The following is a 23,180-nucleotide window of genomic DNA, read 5'->3' on the forward strand; positions in this document are numbered from 1 at the left end:
GCCCGCAACCGAACCGCCGGCGCCCCCCCCCGAGCGCAAGGACGCGGATCAGGCGCCGAGCGCGCCCCCGGCCGCGTCACCGGTCAAGGCCGAGCCCAAGGTCGAGCCCGCGACCGAGCCCCCGCGCACGCAGGCGACCGCCACGACCGCGGACAGACCACAGGAGAGGGAGAAGGCCGAGAAGGGCGCCGATGGGACCGAGACGCGCCCCGGCCCCGGCGAGGCGGGACCCACGACCCCCTGAGCGGGGTCCCGCCGCGGCGCGCGCCAAGGACGGCGACGCACCCGGAGACTCCGGATGCCTGCACGGGGCAGGGATGCACCGCGGTGACCGATCACCGAGACGGCGATCGGTTGCGCCGACGCTCAGCCCCCGCGGACGTCGAGGTAGCGCCGGCGGATATCGGCGAGCAGCCCCTCGGCGGCGGCCTCCACCAGGTCGAAGACGCGCTCGAAACCTTCGCCGCCGCCATAGTAAGGATCCGGCACCTCGGGGATGCGCAACTCCGGCGCGAATTCCATGAACAACCGCAACCGCCCCTCCATCCCTTGCGGACAGAGGGCGGCCAGGTGCGCATGGTTGTCCCGGTCCATCGCCAATACATAGTCGAACGCGAGGAAATCCTCGGCCCCGACCCGGCGGGCGCGCAGATGCCCGAGGTCGATCCCCCGCGCCCGAGCCGTCTTCTGGGCCCGCCGATCCGGTGGCTCACCCAGGTGATAGGCATGCGTCCCGGCCGAGTCGATGCGGATCCGCTCGGCGAGCCCGGCCTCGCGCACCACCTTCGCGAAGACCCCCTCGGCCGTTGGCGAGCGGCAGATATTGCCCATGCAAACGAACAAGACGGCCACCTCGGACCGTCCCTCTGCGGCATTCTCAGCTGACATGGTTCTGCGACCCCTTCGTTCGAATTGCGTTACCCCGAAGGCTCGGGATGTCCATATGGCGCGGAAACGCCTCCCCGCCAGAGTCACCCGGGCCTCCCTTCGGATAATCCTAAAGACGGCAGTTGGCCGCTTCATCATGGATTCAGGCGAGTGCCGGAAACAAACCTACCGGATGACGCCGGACTTTCGTTTGTCTTCAAGGAGCGAGCGCAGGAGCCTAGCCCAGCGATGTGAGTGCGCTCGCGACACGGAAGACGGGCGAAAAGACAAGCCAGACGGTAGGTTTGTTGACAGAAATCGCCTCAAGCCGTTGAAACCGTGCAGAGGCTGCATGTGAGTCCTGCTCACCCGCTCGGCGAAGGCCGCTACGGTGCCCGATGCACGTCGCACCTCGGGCACCGTCCAGCGGCCGCCTTTAGGATAACTGGGCATGATACTCGCAGGCCTGCGGCCGTCTCGGCAAGGGCCGCAGCACCCAGGTTATCGCTCGGCGCCGCCCGGAGCGGCCGCCTCCAGGCCTGCCGCCTCCCGGCGGGCCTCGCCGGCCAGGCGCCGCACCAGGGGCCCGAGGGTCAGGCCCTGGACCAGGATCGAGAAGACCACGACGACATAGGTCACGACCACGAGGGCGTCGCGGTACGCTCCATCGGGCAGCGACAAGGCCAGCGCCACCGAGACGCCGCCGCGCAGCCCACCCCAGGTGAGGATGGCGACGACACCGGGCGAGAACGACCGGAAGCGGCGCATGATGCCGATCGGCAGGCCGACGCTGACGAGCCGCGCCGCGAGGACCAGCGGGATCGCCAGGAGGCCGGCGAACAGCAACTCCCCGGTCAGCGTCAGGACCAGCACCTCCAAACCGATCAGGACGAACAGCACCGCGTTGAGGACCTCGTCGATCAGCTCCCAGAAGGTGTCCAGGTGCTCGATGGTGCGCTCCGACATCGCGTTCGCGCGCCCGTGGTTACCGATCAGGAGGCCGGCGATGACGACCGCGATCGGCGCCGAAACATGGGCGTGCTCGGCAAGGGCATAACCGCCGGTCGCAAGCGCCAGCGTGATCAGCACCTCGACGGAGTAGTTGTCCACGCGCTGGAGCATCAGGTAGGCGAGGCTGCCGATGGCCAGGCCGACGATCAGCCCGCCGACGGCCTCGCCGGCGAACAGCGCGAGCACGCCGGCCAGGGTCGGCTCGGCCCCGCCGTCGGCGATCCGCAAGAGGACGAGAAAGGCGACGACGGCCACGCCGTCGTTGAATAGCGACTCGCCGGCGATCTTGGTCTCCAGGCTCTTCGGGGCGCCGGCGCTCTTCAGGATCCCGAGCACGGCGATGGGATCGGTCGGGGAGATCAGCGCCCCGAACAACAGGCAGTAGAGGAACGGGACCTGGAACCCGAGCAGACCGAAGAGCAGATAGGCCCCGCCGCCGATCAGCAAGGTCGCGCCGACGACACTGGCCGTCGCCAGGATCCCGATCACCCACTTCTGCTTGGCCAGGTCGTGGAGATTGACGTGCAGGGCACCGGCGAAGAGCAGGAAGCTCAGCATGCCGTGCAGCAGGGTGTCGCCGAAATCGATGCGGGCCAGCATCTGCTGGACGTCCCGCTCGAAGCCGTCGAGGAACGGCAGCGGCAGCAGCATCGCGAGCGACATCGCCAGCGCGATCAGCATCAACCCGATCGCCGTCGGCAACCTCAGGAACCGGTGGTTGAGCCAACTGAAGACGGCCGACAGGCCGATGAGGATGGCGATGATATCGAAGAGGCGCATGACGGCTGTCGGTCCTCGGGCTCGGATGGCGCGCAGCGCATCGACCGATGCCGGTGCTGCCGCGATTCTACCGCCCCAGCACCTCGCGCTCGATGCGCCAATCCAGACGCTGCTCGTCGGCCTCGCGCCGCTGCTGCTGGCGCAGCCCAAGGCCGCCAGCCGCCCCCGCCGCGGCGCCCGACCCATACGGCGGGCGCTGGCGCTGTTGCCGCTGGCGTTGCTCGAGGGCCTGCTGGTCGAGCCCTTGGCGGCGTTCCAGGAGGCGCAGATCGGCCTCCTCGCGCGGCGACAAGGGGCCGACCCGCTCGCGATAGACGCGTTGATCGCGCTGCAATTCCAGCCAGCCGGCGGCGGGCGACGCCGTCAGTCCCCCCTCGGCCGCCCGATCACCGGCCAACGCGGTCGGAGTGCCCGAACCGAGGGCCAGGAGCCCGAGCAGGACCGCTCGGCGCACCATCGCGAGGCCCGCGCCGACCGATAGCACCCCCTGGCCGGCCATCGAGCGGAGCCTGCGTCGGCCGGGATCCACCCTACGAAACAACGAGTTCGCGACACCCGACAGGGCCGGACGACAAGCTTGGCATACATTATGCTCAAACATCTTCGACAGACCGTCGCTCCGGCTGTTTGCGTTCTCTGACTTCCTCAGTGGTGATCTTTCCCCCGCCCTTCCAGCGGGGGTTTTTCTTTCTGCCTCAGACGCCTGCCCTGGCCGCGAGCCAGACACCGGCACGCTCCAGATCGCCTGCGGTGTCGACGCCGGGGCCAGGTGCGTTTGTCGCAATGCCGACATGGATGCCCTCGCCGTGCCACAACACCCGCAGTTGCTCCAACGATTCCGCCAGCTCCAGCGGGGCCGGCGCCCAGGCGACATAGCGGCGCAGGAAGTCGGCGCGAAAGGCGTAGAGACCGATGTGGCGCAGGAAGGGGACCCCGCTCGGCAACGTCGTCGCGCTGCGCAGGAATTCGTCGCGATGCCAGGGTACGGGGGCACGCGAGAAATACAGGGCCATCCCGCGGACATCGGTGACGACCTTGACGATGTGGGGGTCGAGGAGGGTCTGCCGATCGGCGATCGGGTGGGCGAGTGTCGCCATCCCGACATCGACCCGATGGGCCAGGTTCTCGGCGACCTGATCGATGAGGCTGCCGGGCATGCAGGGTTCGTCGCCCTGGAGGTTGACGATCAGCGTCTCGCCGGGCCAGCCGCGCGCCTCGACGACCTCGGCGATGCGATCCGACCCGCTCAGGTGCGCGGCGCTCGTGAGCTGGACGTCGACGCCGAACTCGCCGCAGACGGCGGCGATCGCCCCGTCGTCGGTCGCCACGACGATCTCCCCGGCCCGACTCTCGCGGGCCCGCTCGCAGACGTGCCGGATCAGCGGCTTGCCGGCGATCTCGAGCAACGGCTTGCCAGGCAGGCGAGTGGAGCCGTGGCGGGCCGGAATGACGACCTTGAAATCCATCCCCTTCCCCTCCGAGACGACGAACGCCAGCGACACCCCGTCAGGCGCGCGACACCTCTTCCTCGGGCGCCAAGGCCCGCGCCTCCTCCTCGAGCATGACGGGGATGCCGTCGCGGATCGGGAAGGCCAGGCGATCGCCGCGGCAGATCAGCTCGTCGGCCGCCTTGTCGTAGTGCAGCGGCCCCTTGCAGATGGGGCACACCAGGATGTCCAGCAGTCTCTTATCCATGGGTCAAAGTCTCGATGCGTTGCGTGAGCGCGGTCGCGAAGGCGGCGTCGAGTCGCGCCACGACCGGCAGATACCAATGGTCCGCGCCGGCGAAGGCCGCGCACTTGACCGCGTCCTTCTCCGTCATCAGCACCGGCCCCGCCGGCCAGCGGCCCGCGTCGACGGCGCTGAAGGGGTGATGGTCCGGATAGGGTCGCTCCAGGGGCGCGAGGCCCGCGGCCCGCAACCGCGCGAAGAACCGTTCGGGATTCCCGACCCCGGCCACCGCGGTGACGGCGCGCCCGCGCAGCGCGGCCAGGTCCAGCGTGCGGGATGGGTCGGCGACGGCGACGAGCCGCTCCCCGACCAGGTCCATGCGATATCCGTCGGGCCAGTCTGCGCCATGACAGACCACCAAGTCCACCGAGGCGAGCCGCCCCGGCGGCTCGCGCAGCGGCCCCGCCGGCAGGCAGCGGCCATTGCCGAGGCGGCGCGCGCCGTCGATCACCAGGATCTCCAGGTCGCGCGCCAGGCGATAGTGCTGCAGGCCGTCGTCGCTGACAATGATATCGCAACCACCGTCGGCGACGAGCATGGCCGCGGCGGCGACCCGGTCCGGCCCGGCCGCGACCGGACAGCCGCCACGCCGCGCGAGCAGGACGGCCTCGTCGCCGACCTGGGCCGGGTCGCTGTCGGGGCGCACCCACTGCGGCCAGCGTTCGGCCCGGCCGCGATAGCCGCGCACCAGGATCCCCGGGCGATGGCCCCGCCGGGCGAGCCAGTCGACGAGCCAGAGGACGAGCGGCGTCTTGCCGGTGCCGCCGACGGTGAGATTGCCGACGACGAGAACCGGGACGCCGACCCGGCGACTCGCGAGCAGGCCACGGCGGTAGGCGGCGCGCCGGACGCCGACGACCGCACCGAAGAGCCAGGCGAGGGGCGAGAGCAGGACGCCGACGGGGTGGCGCCCGTACCAGATCGCCTCGGGCGTCATCGCCCGCCCCCGGCACGAGCGCGCCACCGATCGGGCGTGCCTTCAGGCCGCCGCTGGGTCATCGAGCGGGCCATCGACGAACTGCATCCGGTACAGGCGCGCGTAGTAGCCGTCGCGCGCGAGCAGCTCGCGGTGGCTGCCCTGCTCGACGATGCGTCCGTCCTGGAGCGCGACGATCCGATCGGCCTTCTCGATCGTCGACAGGCGATGGGCGATGATGAGCGTCGTGCGGTGGCGCATCAGCGAGTCGAGGGCGGCCTGGATGTGGCGCTCGGCCTCGGTGTCGAGCGCCGACGTGGCCTCGTCGAGGACCAGGATCGGCGCATCCTTGAGCATCGCCCGGGCGATCGCCAGGCGCTGGCGCTGCCCGCCGGAGAGGAGGACACCGCGGTCGCCGATGCGGGTCTCCAAACCCTGCGGCAGGGCCCGGATGAATTCCAACGCATGGGCCGCCTCGGCGACCCGCTCCAGCTCCGCGAGCGAGGCCCCGGCCTCCCGCCCATAGGCGATGTTGTTGGCGACCGTGTCGTTGAAGAGGACCACGTCCTGACTGACGAGCGAGAGCTGCGCCCGCAGACTCTTCAGGGTCAGCTCGCGCACCTCGATCCCATCGATCAGGATCTCCCCGACGCTCGCATCGTAGAAGCGCGGCAGCAGGCTCGCGATGGTCGTCTTGCCGCTGCCCGAGCGCCCCACCAGGGCCACCGTCTCCCCCGCCCCGATCGTCAGATCGATGCCGTGCAGGACCGGCCCCTTGCTCGGATCGTAGGTGTGACCGACGCCACGGTACTCGATGCGCCCCACCGCGCGCTCCAGCGTCCGGGTGCCCGTGTCGCGCTCGCGCTCCCCGTCGAGCAGCTCGAAGAGGCTGGCGGCGGCGACGATGCCGCGCTGGATCGGCGCGTTGATCGCGGTCAGGCGCTTGATCGGCGAGAGCAGCAGCCCCATCGCGACGACGAACGACATGAAGGTGCCGACCGTCATGTCCTCCCGCAGGCCTTGCAGGGTCGAGAGGTAGACGATCAGCGCGATGGCCAAGGCCGAGATCAGCTGCACCAGCGGCACGCTGATCGATTCGGTGGCGACCATCTTCATCTGCAACGAGCGCGTCTTTTCGTTGACCCGCGCGAAGCGGCGCGCCTCCTGCGCCTCGCTGCCGAAGGCCTTGACGACCCGATGGCCCTCGATCACCTGCTGGGCCGTGTGGGTCAGTTCGCCGACACGCTCCTGGATGCGGCGGCTGTAGCGACGGAAACGGCGCGTCGCGTACTTGATCGAGAAGACCATCGCCGGCCCGATCAGCAGGAAGATCATCGCCAAGGCCAAGTCCAGGTAGAGCATGTAGGCCAGCAGGGCGAGCGCCGTGAAGCCGTCGCGCACCAGGATCGTCAGCGCGTTCGTCGTCGCGTTGGCGACGCCCTCGACGTTGTAGGTGAGCTTGGCCAGGATCTGGCCGGAGCCATGGGTGTCGTAATAGCGGGTCGGCGAGCGCAGCAGCTGCTCGAACATCTCCTGGCGCAGGTCGGCGACGACCCGCCGCCCGACCCACTTGAGGCAGTAGCTGTCGATGAAACCGGCCAGGCCGCGGATCAGGAACAAGCCGAGCAACAGGAACGGCATCAGACGCACGACCTCGATGTCGCGCTCGACGAAGCTCCCATCGAGCAGTGGCTTCATCATGGCCGCGAAGAGGGGCTCGGTCGCGGCGAAGATCAGCATCCCGACGATCGAGATCGAGAAGACCTTCCAATAGGGCTTGGCATATCCGAGCAGCCGGCGGTAGATCTCGCGCGCCGGCTGGGACACAACGGCATCTTTCATGGGCGTGGGGCGGACTCGGGGGCCTCGGGGGAGGTCGCGGCGAACTGGATGTGGACCAGGCCGAGCCGGCTGGCGACGTCCATCGCCGTCATCACGGCCTGGTGGGGGGTGCGGGCGTCGGCCTCGATCAGCACCGGCAGGTCGCGCCGCTCGCCGAGGGCGCCAACGAGCGCCTGGCGCAGCGTCGCTGGCCGGCGATCGACGACGGCCTGGCCGTCGACCGAGAACTGCCCGTCACGGTCGATCCGGATCTCGAGCCGCCGGACCTCCTCGGCCGGGGCCGGCTCGCCCTGGGCCTGGGGCAGCTCGATCGCGAGACGGGTATCGTCCTTGAAGGTCGTCGTCGCCATGAAGAAGATCAGCAACAGGAAGACGACATCGATCAACGGCGCCATGTTGATCTCGGGCGTGTCGGACCGGCGGGGACGCAGGTTCATCGACCCACCTCGTCGACCTCTTGCTCGCGTTCGCCCTTCATCACCTCGACCAGGCGCAGCGCCTGCTCCTCCATCGCGATCGCGAGACCGTCGACGCGGTTGTCGAAGAAGCGATGGAACATCAGGCTCGGGATCGCGACCGACAGGCCGGCCGCGGTCGTGATCAGGGCCTTCGAGATGCCGCCGGCCAGGACCTCGGGCCGCCCGACCCCGGCATCCATGATGACACCGAAGACATCGATCATCCCGATCACGGTGCCGAGCAGGCCGAGCAGCGGCGTCACCGCGGCGATCGTGCCCAGGCTGTCGAGATAGCGCTCCAGATCGGCGACGACCTGCCGGCCGGTGTCGCTGATCGCCTCCTTCATCACCTCGTGGGAGTGGTGGCGATTGATCAGCCCGGCGCTCAGCATGCGCCCGAGCGGCGAGCCGGCGCGGATCTCCTCGATGCGCTCGCGGCTGAGCTGGTTGCGGCAGTGCAGTTGCCAGATCTGCGTCACCAGCCCGTCCGGCATGATGCGCCGACGCCGCAGCGCCCATGTCCGTTCCAGCACGATCGCCATGGCGATCACGGAGCAGGCGATGATGGGCACCATCAGCCAGCCGCCGGCTTGCAGCAGATCCAACACGTGCGGAGGTCCTCTCGCTCGACGAAAAGGGGCCGGCCTCGCGCGCCGACGCGGGGGCCATCATACCCGATCGGCCGCGGGGCCTTACAGAGTTGGCCGGGCCAGACCGCGGGGCGCGCCGCTCAGACGGCGATCGGCGCCCGGATCGCCGGGTGGGGGTCGTAGCCCTCGATGCGCAGGTCATCGAATGCGTAGTCGAAGAGGCTCGCCGGGCGGCGCCCGATCACCAGGCGCGGCAGCGGGCGCGGCACGCGGGCGAGCTGGGCGTAGACGATGTCCTCGGTCAGGTGGTTGCGGTAGAGGTGCAGGTCGCCGAAGGTGTGGACGAACTCGCCGATGGCGAGATCGCACTGGTCGGCGATCAGGTGCGTGAGCAGCGCGTAGCTCGCGATGTTGAAGGGCACACCGAGGAAGAGGTCGGCGCTGCGCTGGTAGAGCTGACAGGACAGGCGCCCGTCGGCGACGTAGAACTGGAACAGACAGTGACAGGGGGCCAACGCCATCCGCCCGGCGCGGACGTTGTCCTGCGGCGAGCGCCCCTCGTCGGGCAGGTCGGCCGGGTTCCAGGCCGAGACGACGAGGCGGCGCGAATCGGGACGGGCGCGGATCGTCGCGATCAACTCCGCGAGCTGGTCGATGACCCGCCCGTCCGGGCAGGCCCAACTGCGCCACTGGCGGCCGTAGATGGGCCCGAGGTCGCCGTCCTCGGCGGCCCATTCGTCCCAGATGGTGACGCCCCGCGCGCGCAGCCAGTGGTTGTCGGTCGAGCCCGAGAGGAACCACAGGAGCTCGTGGATGACGCTCTTGACGTGGACCCGCTTGGTCGTCACCAGCGGGAAGCCGGCGGCCAGATCGAAGCGCACCTGGCGGCCGAAGACCGAGCGGGTGCCCACGCCGGTGCGATCGGCCTTGTCGGTGCCGTGCGCGACGACGTCGCGCAGCAGGTTCAGGTATTGGTGCATGGCCTCGCCGTGCGCTGCGGATGCATTCAGGTCGCAACCGGGCCGAGCAGCAGCGAGCGACCGTGCATGGCCCCGGGGATCGGCAGGCCCATCAGCTCCAGCACGGTCGGGGCGATGCGCTCGATGCCGGCGCCGATCGCCAGGCGCCAGGGCACCTCGTCGACGATCAGGCAGGGCACCGGATAGATCGAGTGCTGGGTCTGGGGCGCGCCTGTGATGGGGTCGACCAACTCGTCGCAATTGCCGTGATCGGCCGTCAGGACGATCGAGTAGCCCGCGTCGCGGGCCGCGTCCATGACCCGGCCGGCCTCCCGATCGAGGGCCTCGACGGCGGCGATCACGGCCTCGCGCACGGCCGTGTGACCGACCATGTCGCCGTTGGCGAAGTTGACGACGATGAACGGGAAGCGGCGGCTGCCCAGCGCCTCGATGACGGCATCGGCGACCTCGGGGGCGCTCATCTCGGGCTGGTGGTCATAGGTCGCGACCTTCGGCGATGGGATCAGCTGCCGCTCCTCGCCGGGCCAGGGGTCGCCGCGCCCGCCGTTGAAGAAGTAGGTGACGTGGGCGTACTTCTCGGTCTCGGCGCAGTGGAACTGGGCCAGCCCGGCGTCGCTCAAGACCCCGCCGAGGGTCACCGCCGGGGTCTCGCTGGCGAACGCGAACGGCAGGCCGAGCGAGGCGTCGTACGACATCATGCAGGTGACGGCCGCGCGCGCAAAGCCGGGGCGCTCGAACGGATCGAAGTCGCCCTGGCAGAGGGCCGCGACCATCTGGCGCGGGCGGTCCTTGCGGAAGTTGAAATGGAGGACCTGGTCGCCGTCGCGGATCGCCTCGCCACCGGCGATGACGGTCGGGCGGATGAACTCGTCATCCTCGCCCGCCTCGTAGGCGGCGGCGATCGCCTCGCGCGCCGAACCGGTCGCGCGGCCATCACGGGCCACGAGGGCCCGCCAGGCGAGTTCGGTGCGCTCCCAGCGCTTGTCGCGGTCCATCGCGTAGTAGCGGCCGCTCACGGTCGCGATCTGCCCGCCCGCCTCGGCGAGCGCGGCCTCGACCGGCCCCAGGTACGCCTCGGCCGAGCGCGGCGGCGTGTCGCGCCCGTCGGTGAACATGTGCAGGACCGGCCTGGCGCCTTGGCGGCGGCAGAGCTCGATCAGGGCCGTGAGGTGGCGCAGGTGGCTGTGCACGCCACCGTCGGAGACGAGCCCCATCAGGTGGATCGGCCGCCCCTGCGCGGCAGCGCGCCGGGCGGCCTCGGTGAGTGCGGCGTTGTCGAAGAAGCTGCCGTCGGCGATCGCATCGTCGATGAGGACCAGGTCCTGGCGGATGACGCAGCCCGACCCCAGGGTCACGTGCCCGACCTCCGAGTTGCCCATCTGCCCGTCGGGCAGCCCGACGGCGCGCCCCGAGGCCTGGAGCAACGTGTGCGGGAAATGCGCGAAGTACTCGTCCAGGCGGGGCGTGCGCGCGAGCGCCATGGCATTGTCGGCCTTGCTGGGATTGGTGCCGACGCCGTCCAGGATGATCAGGATGACAGGGCGGCGCGGTACCTTCATCGGGTCGCTCATGACTCACCTTCGTTGCGTGCCAATGCGCTAGTGTACCGCGCCACCCCCGAACGCGTATCCTGGCCGCCGCCGAGCCGATGGTCTGCACCAGGAGCGGGAGGCGCCCCGCACGCGTGCACTTTCGTTGTCCTTCGTCACCACCGAGGGCGCGCGGCACCGACCATAATTGGGGCGACGATGGCCGAGCCGCCCGACCGGCAGCACCACACCGGGGCATCCTCGACGCCCGCCGCCATCGCCGGGGCTCGCCGATCGGGCCGGTCCGCCCCAAGACCACGCACCCGCATCGAGGAGTCAGCATGCAGACCGACAGAATCATCGCGTTCGTCATGGCCGGCGGTCAGGGCTCCCGGCTCCAGCCGCTGACGACGGCCCGCTCCAAGCCCTCGGTCCCGTTCGGCTCGCGCTACCGGATCGTCGACTTCGTCTTGAGCAACCTGGTCAACTCCCAGATCCAGACCATCTACCTGCTGGTGCAGTACAAGTCCCAGTCGCTGATCGAACACGTGCGCAAGGCCTGGAGCCTCTCGCCGATGCTCCAGCACTTCATCACGGTCGTACCGCCGCAGATGCTCAGCGGCGACCACTGGTTCCTGGGCACGGCCGATGCCGTCAACCAGAACATCAACCTGATCGAGGAGCACCGCCCGGACATGGTCGCCGTCTTCGGCGCCGACCACATCTACCGGATGGACGTGCGCCAGATGGTCGACTTCCACCGCCAGAACCACGCCGACGTCACGGTCGCGGCGCTGCCGGTGCCGCTCGCCGAGGCGACCAGCTTCGGGGTCATCGCCGCCGACCCGCAGGGGCGCGTCCTCGCCTTCGAGGAGAAACCGGCCCACCCGACGCCGATGCCCGATCGGCCGAGCCACGCCTTCGCCTCGATGGGCAATTACCTCTTCGACACCCAGGTGCTGCTCGACGCCCTGCGCGAGGCGCAGCAGAACGGCGAGACCGACTTCGGCGGCCACGTGCTGCCGCGGCTGTTGCGTACCCACCGGCTGTTCGCCTACGACTTCGCGACCAACGAGATCCCCAACATCCAGCCCTACGAGGACCGGGTCTACTGGCGCGACGTCGGCACGATCGACGCCTACTTCGATGCGCACAAGGACGTCCTCGGCGCCGAACCCGTGTTCGACGTCTTCAACCCGCTCTGGCCGATCTACTCCAGCGGCTACCAGGGGCCGGTCGCCCGCGTCCTCGGCGGCGAGGTCCGCAACAGCCTGCTCGGCGCCGGCACCCTGATCCACGAGGGCTGCAAGATCACCAACTCGATCCTGCGCCGCGAGGCCGTCATCGAGGAGGGCGCGATCCTGGAGGACTGCGTGATCATGGACTATGTGCGCATCGGTCGCGGCGCGCACCTGCGCCGCGTCGTCGTCGATCGCCACAACCACATCGAGGCGGGCGAGCGCATCGGCCTGGACGAGGCGGCCGACCGGTCGCGCTTCCACGTGAGCCCCGGCGGCGTGACCGTCGTGCCCGAGGGGCAGATCGGCTACTTCGCCCGCGATCAACAGAGCCTGCACCGCGGACGCCGCTACTCGGAGTGACCGCGCCTCGACGCCCGGCGCCGGTGCGCCGGGCGGTCGACGGCGACCGTCGCATCACCGCCGCACGGAGGAGTCATGGGCTACTGGCTGATGAAGTCCGAGCCGGCCGTCTTCGGCATCGACGACCTGGCCACTCGCCCTGGGCGCACCGAGCCCTGGGACGGGGTGCGCAACTACCAGGCGCGCAACATGCTGCGCGACCAGATGCGCCCCGGCGATCAGGCCTTCTTCTACCATTCGAACTGCGCCGAGCCCGGCATCGTCGGCCTGATGGAGGTGGCGACGCCGGCCCGCCCGGACCCGAGCGCCTTCGATCCACAGGCCCAGTACTTCGATCCGAAGAGCGACCCGGACGCCCCCCGCTGGTACCTCGTCGACGTACGCTACCTGCGCCACCTGGCGCGCACCATCACCCTCGCCGAGCTGAAGACCCATGCCGACGGCCCGCTCGCCGACCTGCCGCTGCTGCGCCGCGGCAACCGGCTCTCGATCATGCCGGTCACGCTGGCGCAGTGGCGCTTCATCCTGGCGCTCGAGTGACGGCGCATCGTCGGCGCCGTCACAGGAGACGGACGATCTGATCCTGCTGGAGCCCGAGGACCTGGGCGCCGAGCCGCAGCGCCCGCTCGGCGAAGGTCTCGGCATCGCCCCAGCGTGGGTCGGCGTCCAGCGGCTCGGTCATGACCTCGTTGATCAGCGTCAACCGACAGCCGCCGTCCGCCACCTCGGCGCAGACGTAGAGGACCGGCTCGCGCTCACCGAGCGGCACGAAGGCCAGGATGTGGCGGAAGCGCCGGGCATCGCCGCTCTCGATCTCGCCGAGCAGGGTCGCGGCGAACTCGCCGATCTGGTAGCGCCGTTTGGGGATGGCGGTGGTGATGACGGGTCTGTCTTGCATGGGATCCTCTGCGGTGACCATGAATGAGGAGGGGTGCAAAAACGACCGACACGAGCGCGGGGACGACAAGACGCACCGAAAGTCGCGAAAAACAGAGGATAATCCTATGCGTATTCGGTTTTTTTCGCGTGTTTCGCGTGTTTCGTAGTTCCAAGAAGACGTGCCGGTCGTTCTTGAGTCATCACGAAGGCGCCTGACAGGGGCACCCGAGCAGTTTCGTCCATCCGTCGCGCCAGCGCATCGAAGGAGCCGCGATGCGCGGCGCCACGGCGCGCGATGATCGGCTGGGACTCGCTGGCCAGCCCGCCAATGGCAGTGGCGCGAGGCCGCTGCCCTCCCCGAGGGCGCCCTACCATTCGGCGGCGCGAGCGAGCGGGTCGCGTTCGTCGCTGGTGATGTGTCCGCCGCGCACCGAGATCAAGCCGTTGCAAGGACCGGGGTCCTGACCCGGTGAACACGAGATGACCGACCGGTTACCGATTCTGCTGCTGTCCTGGGTCCTGGTGCTGCCGAGTACGCTCGGGCCGACGCGTGCGCCTGCGGCGGAAATCGACAGCGTCACTACCCAGGGGATTGCCCTCGATGACAGCCTGGGGGTCATCAACGCGATCTTCAGCGAGCGCCTCCGCGAAGGCGTTGCCCAGGCCAACGCCCGACAGCGCGACTTCGCGAACATGGATGCGGATGCGTTATGCGACCCCGACCGGCTCTACGCCGAGCTCAGACGGGCGATCTTCGATTCGTTCCTGCCACGCTGGGGCCTGCGCGGTTACGACTTGGACCACCAGATGCGCGAGGCGCTCGCCGAACGCAGTTATTCGCTGGCGCTCGAGGACTCGATCTACCGCGACATCGATTACCTCGAGGGCTTCTCGCTCAGGCTCAAAGAGCTCAGCGACGTCGTCGACATCGACGGCCACCTGGTCGGGCTCGACAAGATCGGACACTTCTTCGCCGAGGGCTGGACCTATTTCGACCGCACCCGCGACGAAGGCGAGAGCCTGGCGCAGGCGATGCAATGGGGCAGCCGGCAGGAGGCCGGCAAGCTCGGTTACGCGACGACCGGGATCTACTCCTTCGCCGACCTGACCGCCAACTTCAACGGCTGGCGCTTCTGGAACGCGATCCTGCAAACCGAGGAGGACCCGTTGCGAGGCCCGACTCCCGGCCTCCTCAGGGGGCCCTACGTGCAATGCGAGTTTCAGCTCTTCGACTCCCTGCGGTACGGGAAGCGCATCTGGGCCTGGAGGGTTCGCAAATCGTTCGACTTGGCCGATTACGTCGACGGCGCCTGGGACGAGCGCAACAACTGCAACAGCTACGCCGACCCCACGATCGAGGCCAAGGTCGTCGCGCGCACGCAGGAAGTGGCCCCGGGGTTCCGTTGCCCTCGGCAACCGGCAGAGTGCCAGCGCGCACGGGAACGATACGGCCGCTTCGCCAAGCTCCTGCTGCACCCGCTGTGCCTGACGGCCCCCGAACCATAGAACCCGGCGGGGCCGTCCGGTCCGGCGCCGGCGCGACCGGGCTTGCGACGCCCTCCGCATTCGACGGCAGCGCCGAGCGACAACGGCAAACCCCCATGGCTCACAGAATGCCGCGGCAGTCTGCTCCCCCGGACACCTCACCGCCTGCCCCGCTCGACCTTCACCGGATTGCCGTCGACGGGCTTCCACACAAGGTCGTAGGCACGCCCCGAGCTCACCAACAGGGGAGCTCCCGAAACGTCCGATTTCTGTACCTGAACACGGCAGTTGACCGCTCCATCATGGATTGAAATCGTTGAAGCCTTAAAGGGGCTTACGTGAGTCCTGCTCACCAGCGAGGCGAACAGCCGAGCCAACAGCATCGCCCACAGGGAAGCTGCTGGAGATTCGGATGTCTGCTCCTCGCCTGTCGCCGAAACGGTCTTCGCTGGTGCCTACGCGCCAGCCGCCTCCTCGCGCCCGTAAGCGGTAGCTGCCGCGCGCAGCGACGAGTCGGGCGTGAACGGCTCGTGGTAGCGGCGGTGCCGTCGTGGCGGTGACCAATCTCTGAACAAGCGCGCCTCGTGGTATGATCGCGACGCGCCCGTCGAAGGGCGCCCCATGTCATTGCCTCCGGAGGCTCGATGGACCTTGTCATCGCCGCCGGGCTGCGCCCTCGTTAAGTAGGGCAGGCCCGGCCTTCTCGACAGCTGTTCCGTTACACGCGTAGCGGCGCTTCCCTGCGCCCGCGCCCCATCGGATTCGTTGAGAGGATGACACCATGTCCATCGACCTTTCACGGCTGCAGCCGCTCGGCTGGAGCAATTTCTTCACCGCCCAGATCCCCCTGGAGCAGTTCGAGTCGGCGCGCCCGGCGCGTGTCGTGCGGGTGGAACGGGGCTGCTGGTTCGTCGATTCCGGCTTGGAGGCGTTCCCGGCGACCTTGGCCGGCCGACTCCACCATATTCATACCGACCCGCATTACGTGACGGTAGGGGACTGGGTGCTGTTGGCAGCCCATGCGCCGGTCATCGTCGAGCGTCTCGAGCGACGCAGCCTGATCGAGCGCCGCGAGGCGGGCGGCATCGACGCCCAGCCCCTGGCCGCGAACATCGACCTGATGCTGGTCGTGAGCGGCCTGGATGGCGAGTTCAATCTCCACCGCGTGGAGCGCTACCTGGTGCTGGCCGCCGAGGCCGGTGTCCTGCCCCTGGTGCTGTTGACCAAGGCCGACCTGGTCGACGACCCGGCGCGCACGGTCGCGCAGGTGCGCAGGCGCCTTCCCGCGGGGGCGGAGGCCCTCGCGGTGGACGCGCTCCGCGTCCCCCTGGCAGGGCGCCTCTCGCCCTGGCTCGAACCCGGCACTTCGCTGGTGGTCGTCGGGTCGTCCGGCGTGGGCAAGTCGACGGTGACCAACAACCTGGCCGGCCAGCCGCTGCAGGAGACCGGGGCCACCCGACGCGATGCCAAGGGGCGGCATACCACGACCGCTCGGTCGCTCATCCGGCTGCCCGGCGGCGCCTGCATCATCGACGTGCCGGGCATCCGGGAGGTCGGCCTGGTGGCGGAGGGTGGCGTGGACCGGCAGTTCAGCGCCATCGCCGAACTCGCCCGCGACTGCCGATTCGTCGACTGCACCCACCAATCGGAACCCGGCTGCGCGGTGCGGGCGGCGGTCGACCGCGGCGAGGTGGACACCGACGCGTGGGCGCATTACCTGAAGCTGTTGGCCGAGGGCCGGCACAACCTGGCCGAACACGAGCGCCGCCGGCGCGATCGGGTATTCGGGAAGCTGGTCAAGGCGACCGTAGCTGCCAAAAAGCAGGGCCACGGTCGCTGAAAGGCCATGGTCTTCGAGAGCCGGCCTGCCCCGGCAAGCCCGTAGTCGGGTTAGGCGCGCCGGCACGGCGGTCGCTGCAACGGACAGGCTCGCGCACACCGTGACCCGACAGCGGCCTCGGTAGGACCGCGTTGCCCGCTGTCGGGTTACGCCCCGAGGGGCTAACCCGACCTACGACCTCCCCGCCAACCAGTCGGGCGAAGCCGTTCGCGCGCACCGCCTTGGCGAGCAGGTCATCGAGCTTCGGGGGCGTCAGGGGGATCTGCATCGCGCTGCTGCTAATTCAGCCTCGATTGGCATTCGATTGGCAGTTTGTTCCTTGCTGCCAAATTTTTCCAGATTAGCAGTTGATTAGCGATTCATCGGCCGGGGTCTTGCTGCCCGTGCGGCCCGACATCCGCCACGATGAAGCGATGCGACGCCCGTGAGGGGCCGGGCATCCTGGCGGGGCTAGTCGGCGATCCGCTCCGGCGACGGCAGGGTGACGAACAACGGAGGGGGCGCGCGCAGGGGCCTGATTGCGGGCGAAGGGCAATCGGTCGGGATCGCCCCCGAGCGGGCCCCTACACAGTCGCTGTGTGGGAGCCCGCCGGCGGGCGCAGGGCGATCAGGCGATTGCCGGAAACAAACCTACCGGATGACGCCGGACTTTCGTTCGTCTTCAAGGAGCGAGCGCAGGAGCCTAGCCCAGCGATGTGAGTGCGCTCGCGACACGGAAGACGGGCGAAAAGACAAGCCAGACGGTAGGTTTGTTGACAGAAACCGCCTCAGTTCTTGGTCTTGTCGACCAGGCGCGAGGCCTTGATCCAGGGCATCATCTCGCGCAGGCGCGCGCCGACGGTCTCGATCTGGTGCTCGGAGCCGAGCCGGCGCAGGGCCTTCATCGTCGGCGCCCCGGCCTGGTTCTCGAGGATGAACTCGCGGGCGAAGGCACCGGACTGGATCTCGCCGAGGATGCGCTTCATCTCGGCCTTGGTCTGCTCGTTGACGATCCGCGGCCCGCGGGTCAGGTCGCCATACTCGGCCGTGTTCGAGATCGAGTAGCGCATGTTGGCGATGCCGCCCTCGTAGATCAGGTCGACGATCAGCTTGACCTCGTGCAGGCACTCGAAGTAGGCCATCTCCGGGGCGTAGCCGGCCTCGACGAGGGTCTCGAAGCCGTTCTGGATCAGGGCCGTCAGGCCGCCGCAGAGCACCACCTGCTCGCCGAAGAGGTCGGTCTCGCACTCCTCGCGGAAGGTCGTCTCGATGATGCCGGCGCGCCCGCCGCCATTGGCCGAGGCATAGGCCATCGCGATGTCGCGGGCCTGGCCGGTGGCATCCTGGTAGACGGCGATCAGGCTCGGCACGCCGCCGCCCTGGGTGTAGGTCGAGCGCACCAGGTGGCCCGGGCCCTTCGGCGCGATCATGATGACGTCGAGGTCCTCGCGCGGCTCGATCTGACCGAAGTGGATGTTGAAGCCATGGGCGAAGGCGAGCGCGGCGCCACTCTTGATGTTCGGCGCGACCTGCTCACGGTAGAGCCGGGCCTGGTGCTCGTCGGGGGCCAGGATCATGACGACGTCGGCGGCGGCCACGGCCTCCTCGATCGGCCGCACCTCCAGCCCGGCGGCGGTCGCCTTGGCCGCCGAGGCCGAGCCCGACCGCAGGCCGACGACGACGGAGACGCCCGAGTCCTTGAGGTTGTTGGCATGGGCGTGGCCCTGGGAGCCGTAGCCGACGATCGCGACCTTCTTGCCCCGAATCAGGGACAGATCGGCGTCTTTGTCGTAGTACACATTCATGGTCATGGGTCGATCCTGATCTCCAGAGTGATGGGTCCAGCCGGGCGCGCGACCGCCGGCAGGAGAGGGAATTGGGCGATGGGGGGTGGTGCTGATCCGCGGCCCTCGCAACCGAGGCGGCCGGTGCGACGGGCGATCACCGCCCAGCCCCGCCGGCCCCGGAACGAGGCGCTCACGGCGGCTAGAGGGTCAGCCCCTTCTCGCCGCGGGCGATCCCGGTGGGGCCGGAGCGCACGACCTCGATGATCCGCCCCTCCGGCACCGCCTCGACGAAGGCGTCGAGCTTGCGCGAGGCGCCGGTCAGTTCGACGACGTAGCTCGTGTCGGTGACGTCGATGATCTTGGCGCGGAAGATGTCGGCGAGGCGCTTGAGCTCTTCGCGATCCTCCCCGCGCGCCTTGACCTTGATCATCATCATCTCGCGCTCGATGTGCGCGCCCTCGGTGAGGTCGAACAGCTTGACGACGTCGATCAGCTTGTTGAGCTGCTTCTTGATCTGCTCGACGATCTCGTCGCTGCCGGTCGTGACCAGCGTCATCCGCGACAGGGTCGGGTCCTCGGTCGGCGCGACGGTCAGGGACTCGATGTTGTAGCCGCGCGCCGAGAAGAGCCCCGCGACCCGGGACAAGGCGCCGGCTTCGTTCTCCAACAGCACCGCGATTATGTGTCTCATATCAGGCCAGCTCCCGTTCCGCCGACAGGTACATCTCGTGGTGCCCCTTGCCGGCTTCGATCATCGGGTAAACATTCTCGGTCGGGTCGACGATCACGTCGAGGAAGACGAGGCGGTCGCGCATCGCGAAGGCCTCGCGCATCGCGCCTTCGAGATCCTCGGGACGCTCGACCCGCATGCCGACATGGCCGAAGCTCTCGGCGAGCTTGACGAAGTCCGGCAGGGCGTCGACGTAGGAGTGCGAGTAGCGCCCCTCGTAGAACATCTCCTGCCACTGCCGCACCATGCCCATGTAGCCGTTGTTGAGCAGCACGACCTTGATCGGCAGCGCGAACTGCTTGCAGGTGGCGAGTTCCTGGATGCACATCAGGATGCTCGCATCGCCCGAGATGCAGGCGACGGTGGCGTCCGGATGGGCGAGCTGCACGCCGATCGCCGCCGGCAGGCCGAAGCCCATGGTGCCGAGGCCACCCGAATTGATCCAGCGCCGCGGCTTGTCGAACGGATAGAACTGGGCAGCGAACATCTGGTGCTGACCGACGTCCGAAACCAGATACAGCTCGCCGTTGGTGACCTTGTAGAGGGTCTCGACCGCGAATTGCGGCTTGATCCGCGGGCTGTTGCGATCGTAGTCGAGGCAGCGGCGCCCCCGCCAGGCCTCGATCTGGCGCCACCAGTCGGCGAGGGCCGCCTGATCGGGGGTGCGGCCCGCGTCCTGGATCAGGCGCCGCATCTCCTCGAGCACGTTGGCGACCTGCCCGACGATCGGGATGTCGACGCGCACGTTCTTCGAGATCGACGAGGGGTCCACATCGAGATGGATGATCTTCGCGTGGGGGCAGAACTGCTCGATCTTGCCGGTCACCCGATCGTCGAAGCGCGCGCCGATCGCGATCAGCGTGTCGCACTCGTGCATGGCCATGTTGGCCTCGTAGGTGCCGTGCATGCCCAGCATGCCGAGGAACTGCCGGTCGGACATCGGATAGGCACCGAGCCCCATCAGCGTGCTCGTGATCGGGAAGCCGATCTGGCGCACCAGCTCGGTCAGCGGCGCCGATGCCTCGCCGAGAACGACGCCACCGCCGGTGTACACCATCGGCCGCTTGGCCGCGAGCAGGGCGTCGACGGCACGGCGGATCTGGCCGGGATGGCCCTTCTCGACCGGGTTGTAGGAGCGCATCTGGAGCGTGCGCGGGTACTCGTAGGGGATCTTGACCTTGGGGTCCGTGACGTCCTTCGGGATGTCGACGACGACCGGCCCCGGACGCCCCGAGGTCGCGATGTAGAAGGCCTTGCGGATGACGGTCGCGAGGTCCCGCACGTCCTTGACGAGGAAGTTGTGCTTCACGCAGGGGCGGGTGATGCCGACCGTGTCGACCTCCTGGAAGGCATCGCTGCCGATCACCGGGGTCGGCACCTGGCCGGTCAGGATGACCATCGGGATCGAGTCCATGTAGGCCGTCGCGATGCCGGTGACCGCGTTGGTCGCACCGGGACCGGACGTCACCAGGCAGACGCCGCACTTGCCGGTCGCCCGGGCATAGCCGTCGGCCGCATGGGCCGCGCCCTGCTCGTGCCGGACCAGGATGTGCCGAACCTTGTCCTGATTGAACAAGGCATCGTAGATGTGGAGCACCGCACCGCCGGGGTAGCCGAAGACGAGTTCGACACCCTCGTCCTGCAACGCCCGCACGACGATCTCGCCACCGCTGAGTTCCACCGCCGCGACCTCCCGCCCGCTCCTGCCCCAAGGATATCCCCTGACAGGGCCGGACATTACGAAGACGTCAGAAAAGGGATTGACGTTACAAGAGAAGCGCCGCAGTGGTCAAGATTTTGCTCGCATGCGATCGCCGCGCGAATCCGCTCCGATCGTCGGGCACATGTGCCGGCGCGAGGTACCAGCGGACCCCGCCGGCGTCGTCTCCACCGGTAGGAGCCCGCTTGCGGGCGATCGGGGGCGGCGAGCCAGCCCCTACGACAGGGGGGCCTGGTCGCGAGGCCGCGCGCGGTCAGCCGTCTTGCGCCCCAGGGCGCCTGAGCAGGAACCGCCGCCCTACTCCGCCTCCGCCACCTTCGTCAGCGCGACGGCATTCATGCAGTAGCGCAGCCCGCTCGGCTCGGGTCCGTCGGGGAAGACGTGGCCGAGGTGCGCCCCGCAGCAGTTGCAGGTCGTCTCGACCCGCTGCATGCCGTAGGAATCGTCGCCATGGTAGGCGATCGCGTTCGCCTTGATCGGCTGCGTGAAGGACGGCCAGCCGGTGCCGGAGTCGAACTTGGTCCGCGAATCGAAGAGCAGCTCGCCGCAGCAGACGCAGGCGTAGCGGCCCGGCTCGAAGAGGCGGCACATCGAGGAACTGAAGGCCCGCTCCGTGCCCCGCTGGCGCGTCACCCGATACTGCTCGGGGGTCAGTTGGGCGCGCCACTCGGCATCGTCCTTCTCGACCGTGCGCTCCGCGGGCGGATTGCTATGCTCGAGGATGTGGATGATATCGCGCCAGGTGAGCATGGTCGGCACCTCGCCGGATCTGGATGCTGAAGGGCATCTCGAAGGATTCGAGGCGCCCGTGCGGGGCCGGATGCGTCTCGAAGGATCGCCACGACGGCGATTTCCCGAGGCGCCCTGAAGCGGGCTCGCCCGCGCGGGCCACCCGAGTCGTCCGGCCTAACCCGGAGATTGGGCGGCATCGCCGCGAAACCCAGCCCGCCCCGGCCGCCACCGGCCGTGCCGGGGCCGGAGGACGGTTGGAATCTCCTTGTTCCACCGACACATCCCCCAGAACGGATCGCAACGGTCCGGGCCCGACAACCCGTCGAGGCCGGTGCGAGGAGGCCACCACCGCGCCAGCGCCGCGCCGCTCGTGCCGGCGACCGGCGGTGCCCGGCGACCCCGACTGGGCCGCACAAGCAGGATCTCGACCTCGATAAAGGGTCTCCACGGGACGCTTCGCAGCTTCGACCCACCTTCCTGCCCGTCATGGAGGTATCGCACCGATGGCTACGACGCAGATACAGACCGACTTCGCGACAACCCGAGGCGCCGACTCGCCGCGCGCCATGGGGCGACGGCCGCCGCAGATCCTCGCGGACCTGATCGCCCCGACCGGCGTGCGCTTCAACGGCGACCAGCCCTGGGACATCCGCATCCATGACGACTCGGTCTACGCCCGGGCGCTGCGCCACGGCACGCTCGGCTTCGGCGAGGCCTACATGGACGGCGCCTGGGACAGCGAGCGCCTCGACGAGACCATCACCCGCCTGTTGAGCCACGACTTGGACACGCGCATCCACGGCGTCGCCAAGCTGCGCTTCGCCCTCGGCTGGCTGCGCGAGGTCCTCGTCAACCGCCAATCCAAGGCCCGGGCCTTCCAGGTCGGCGAGCACCACTACGATATCGGCAACGACGTCTACCGCGCGATGCTCGATTCGACGATGAGCTACAGCTGCGGCTACTGGGAGCAGGCCGTGGACCTCGAGCAGGCCCAGCAGGCCAAGCTCGCGCTGATCGCCCGCAAGCTCGAGCTCGAGCCCGGCCAGCGCGTGCTCGACATCGGCTGCGGCTGGGGCGGCCTGAGCCAGTACCTGGCGGCCCACCAGGGTGTCGAGGTGGTCGGCATCACGATCTCGCGCGAGCAGCAGCGCCTGGCCGAGGCGCGGTGCGCCGGCCTGCCGGTCGAGATCCGCCTCATGGATTATCGGGACCTGCCGCAACGGGATGGCACGGGGTTCGACCGCATCGTCTCGGTCGGCATGTTCGAACACGTCGGCCCGAAGAACTACCCGGCCTACTTCGCGACCGCCGCCCGGCTGCTGCGCGACGAGGGCCTCTTCCTGCTGCACACGATCGGCGCCTATCGCACGATGCCGACCCCGGACCCCTGGATCGACAGATACATCTTCCCGAACGGGCGGGTCCCGGCCGCCCAGCAGATCGCGCGGGCGATCGAACCCCATTTCCTCCTCGAGGACTGGCACAACTTCGGCCAGGACTACGATCGCACGCTGATGGCCTGGTGGCACAACTTCGATGCCGCCTGGCCGCAGCTACGCAGCGCCCGTTACGACGAGCGGTTCTACCGCATGTGGAAGTACTACCTGCTCAGCTGCGCCGGCATGTTCCGCGCCCGTCAGGGGCAACTCTGGCAGATCGTGCTGACGAAGCGCACCCATCGCTCGACCTACCGCTCGGTGCGCTGACGTCCGGCAACGCCGAC

General features: G+C 68.9%; 22 protein-coding genes. 6 read left to right on the plus strand and 16 right to left on the minus strand.

Going from position 1 to position 23,180, the window contains the following annotated elements:
• Positions 1-244 (plus strand): hypothetical protein (locus tag CKO41_RS18460; protein WP_276568904.1); only part of this gene is annotated, 244 nt, incomplete at its 5' end.
• 122 nt (positions 245-366) lie between these two features.
• On the opposite strand, the gene CKO41_RS02135 is transcribed toward CKO41_RS18460, so the two are convergent.
• The 11 genes from CKO41_RS02135 to gpmI all read right to left on the minus strand — a co-directional run bounded on the left by CKO41_RS02135 (position 367) and on the right by gpmI (position 10,746).
• Positions 367-888, minus strand: a complete 522-nt coding sequence (locus CKO41_RS02135) for a low molecular weight protein-tyrosine-phosphatase (RefSeq protein WP_200254744.1) — start codon at positions 886-888, stop codon at positions 367-369.
• 480 nt (positions 889-1,368) lie between these two features.
• Positions 1,369-2,658, minus strand: a complete 1,290-nt coding sequence (locus tag CKO41_RS02140) for a cation:proton antiporter (RefSeq protein WP_200381106.1) — start codon at positions 2,656-2,658, stop codon at positions 1,369-1,371.
• A gap of 67 nt (positions 2,659-2,725) precedes the next feature.
• On the minus strand, positions 2,726-3,157 hold the full coding sequence (locus CKO41_RS02145; RefSeq protein WP_200254748.1) for a hypothetical protein: 432 nt from the start codon (positions 3,155-3,157) through the stop codon (positions 2,726-2,728).
• Positions 3,158-3,353: 196 nt separating this feature from the next.
• Positions 3,354-4,124, minus strand: a complete 771-nt coding sequence (gene kdsB / locus CKO41_RS02150; protein WP_200254750.1) for a 3-deoxy-manno-octulosonate cytidylyltransferase — start codon at positions 4,122-4,124, stop codon at positions 3,354-3,356.
• 40 nt (positions 4,125-4,164) lie between these two features.
• Complete coding sequence (locus CKO41_RS02155; protein WP_200254752.1) at positions 4,165-4,353, minus strand: Trm112 family protein; 189 nt, start codon at positions 4,351-4,353, stop codon at positions 4,165-4,167.
• Entirely contained in the window at positions 4,346-5,326 is a 981-nt protein-coding gene (lpxK, locus tag CKO41_RS02160; protein WP_200254754.1) for a tetraacyldisaccharide 4'-kinase, read from the minus strand. The genes CKO41_RS02155 and lpxK overlap by 8 nt, the downstream gene beginning before the upstream one ends.
• 42 nt (positions 5,327-5,368) lie before the next feature.
• Positions 5,369-7,147: a lipid A export permease/ATP-binding protein MsbA gene (msbA, locus tag CKO41_RS02165; RefSeq protein WP_200381107.1), complete on the minus strand. Its 1,779-nt coding sequence runs from the start codon at positions 7,145-7,147 to the stop codon at positions 5,369-5,371.
• Positions 7,144-7,584, minus strand: coding sequence for an ExbD/TolR family protein (locus CKO41_RS02170; protein ID WP_200381108.1), 441 nt, complete (start codon positions 7,582-7,584; stop codon positions 7,144-7,146). The genes msbA and CKO41_RS02170 overlap by 4 nt, the downstream gene beginning before the upstream one ends.
• The gene (locus CKO41_RS02175) at positions 7,581-8,213 is read right to left on the minus strand and encodes a MotA/TolQ/ExbB proton channel family protein (protein ID WP_200251352.1); all 633 of its coding nucleotides are present in this window, start codon (positions 8,211-8,213) and stop codon (positions 7,581-7,583) included. Before CKO41_RS02175 ends, CKO41_RS02170 begins: the two co-directional genes overlap by 4 nt.
• A 122-nt stretch (positions 8,214-8,335) precedes the next feature.
• On the minus strand, positions 8,336-9,175 hold the full coding sequence (locus tag CKO41_RS02180) for a thymidylate synthase (RefSeq protein WP_200381109.1): 840 nt from the start codon (positions 9,173-9,175) through the stop codon (positions 8,336-8,338).
• 26 nt (positions 9,176-9,201) lie between these two features.
• Complete coding sequence (gene gpmI / locus CKO41_RS02185) at positions 9,202-10,746, minus strand: 2,3-bisphosphoglycerate-independent phosphoglycerate mutase (protein ID WP_200381110.1); 1,545 nt, start codon at positions 10,744-10,746, stop codon at positions 9,202-9,204.
• A 299-nt stretch (positions 10,747-11,045) separates the two neighbouring features.
• Here gpmI and CKO41_RS02190 point away from each other — a divergent pair, with 299 nt between their 5' ends.
• Both CKO41_RS02190 and CKO41_RS02195 read left to right on the plus strand, forming a co-directional pair.
• Entirely contained in the window at positions 11,046-12,305 is a 1,260-nt protein-coding gene (locus CKO41_RS02190) for a glucose-1-phosphate adenylyltransferase (protein WP_200251357.1), read from the plus strand.
• Positions 12,306-12,380: 75 nt separating this feature from the next.
• Positions 12,381-12,845 carry an EVE domain-containing protein gene (locus tag CKO41_RS02195; RefSeq protein ID WP_200251359.1) on the plus strand — a complete coding sequence of 155 codons (465 nt, stop codon included), beginning with the start codon at positions 12,381-12,383 and terminating at the stop codon, positions 12,843-12,845.
• 19 nt (positions 12,846-12,864) lie between these two features.
• Here the strand turns inward: CKO41_RS02195 and CKO41_RS02200 are convergent, their stop codons facing one another.
• Positions 12,865-13,203, minus strand: a complete 339-nt coding sequence (locus CKO41_RS02200; protein WP_200251360.1) for a hypothetical protein — start codon at positions 13,201-13,203, stop codon at positions 12,865-12,867.
• A gap of 461 nt (positions 13,204-13,664) precedes the next feature.
• On the opposite strand from CKO41_RS02200, the gene CKO41_RS02205 reads away from it, so the two are divergent.
• Both CKO41_RS02205 and rsgA read left to right on the plus strand, forming a co-directional pair.
• Positions 13,665-14,690, plus strand: coding sequence for a hypothetical protein (locus CKO41_RS02205; RefSeq protein WP_200381111.1), 1,026 nt, complete (start codon positions 13,665-13,667; stop codon positions 14,688-14,690).
• Between the two features lie 760 nt (positions 14,691-15,450).
• On the plus strand, positions 15,451-16,509 hold the full coding sequence (gene rsgA / locus CKO41_RS02210) for a ribosome small subunit-dependent GTPase A (protein ID WP_200381112.1): 1,059 nt from the start codon (positions 15,451-15,453) through the stop codon (positions 16,507-16,509).
• A 767-nt stretch (positions 16,510-17,276) separates the two neighbouring features.
• Here the strand turns inward: rsgA and ilvC are convergent.
• The 4 genes from ilvC to msrB form a co-directional block, all read right to left on the minus strand.
• The gene (gene ilvC, locus CKO41_RS02215) at positions 17,277-18,293 is read right to left on the minus strand and encodes a ketol-acid reductoisomerase (RefSeq protein WP_200381182.1); all 1,017 of its coding nucleotides are present in this window, start codon (positions 18,291-18,293) and stop codon (positions 17,277-17,279) included.
• Between the two features lie 181 nt (positions 18,294-18,474).
• The gene (gene ilvN, locus CKO41_RS02220) at positions 18,475-18,966 is read right to left on the minus strand and encodes an acetolactate synthase small subunit (RefSeq protein ID WP_200251368.1); all 492 of its coding nucleotides are present in this window, start codon (positions 18,964-18,966) and stop codon (positions 18,475-18,477) included.
• Position 18,967: 1 nt separating this feature from the next.
• Positions 18,968-20,686 (minus strand): acetolactate synthase 3 large subunit, encoded by a 1,719-nt coding sequence (locus CKO41_RS02225; RefSeq protein ID WP_200381113.1) that lies wholly within the window; start codon positions 20,684-20,686, stop codon positions 18,968-18,970.
• 336 nt (positions 20,687-21,022) lie between these two features.
• Positions 21,023-21,475 (minus strand): peptide-methionine (R)-S-oxide reductase MsrB, encoded by a 453-nt coding sequence (gene msrB / locus CKO41_RS02230; protein ID WP_200251372.1) that lies wholly within the window; start codon positions 21,473-21,475, stop codon positions 21,023-21,025.
• Between the two features lie 584 nt (positions 21,476-22,059).
• Here msrB and cfa point away from each other — a divergent pair.
• A complete protein-coding gene (cfa, locus tag CKO41_RS02235) occupies positions 22,060-23,163 on the plus strand; it encodes a cyclopropane fatty acyl phospholipid synthase (protein ID WP_420826452.1) in 1,104 nt (367 codons plus the stop codon).
• Positions 23,164-23,180 lie beyond the last annotated feature (17 nt).

Source organism: Thiococcus pfennigii, assembly GCF_016583835.1.
Lineage (GTDB): Bacteria > Pseudomonadota > Gammaproteobacteria > Chromatiales > Chromatiaceae > Thiococcus > Thiococcus pfennigii.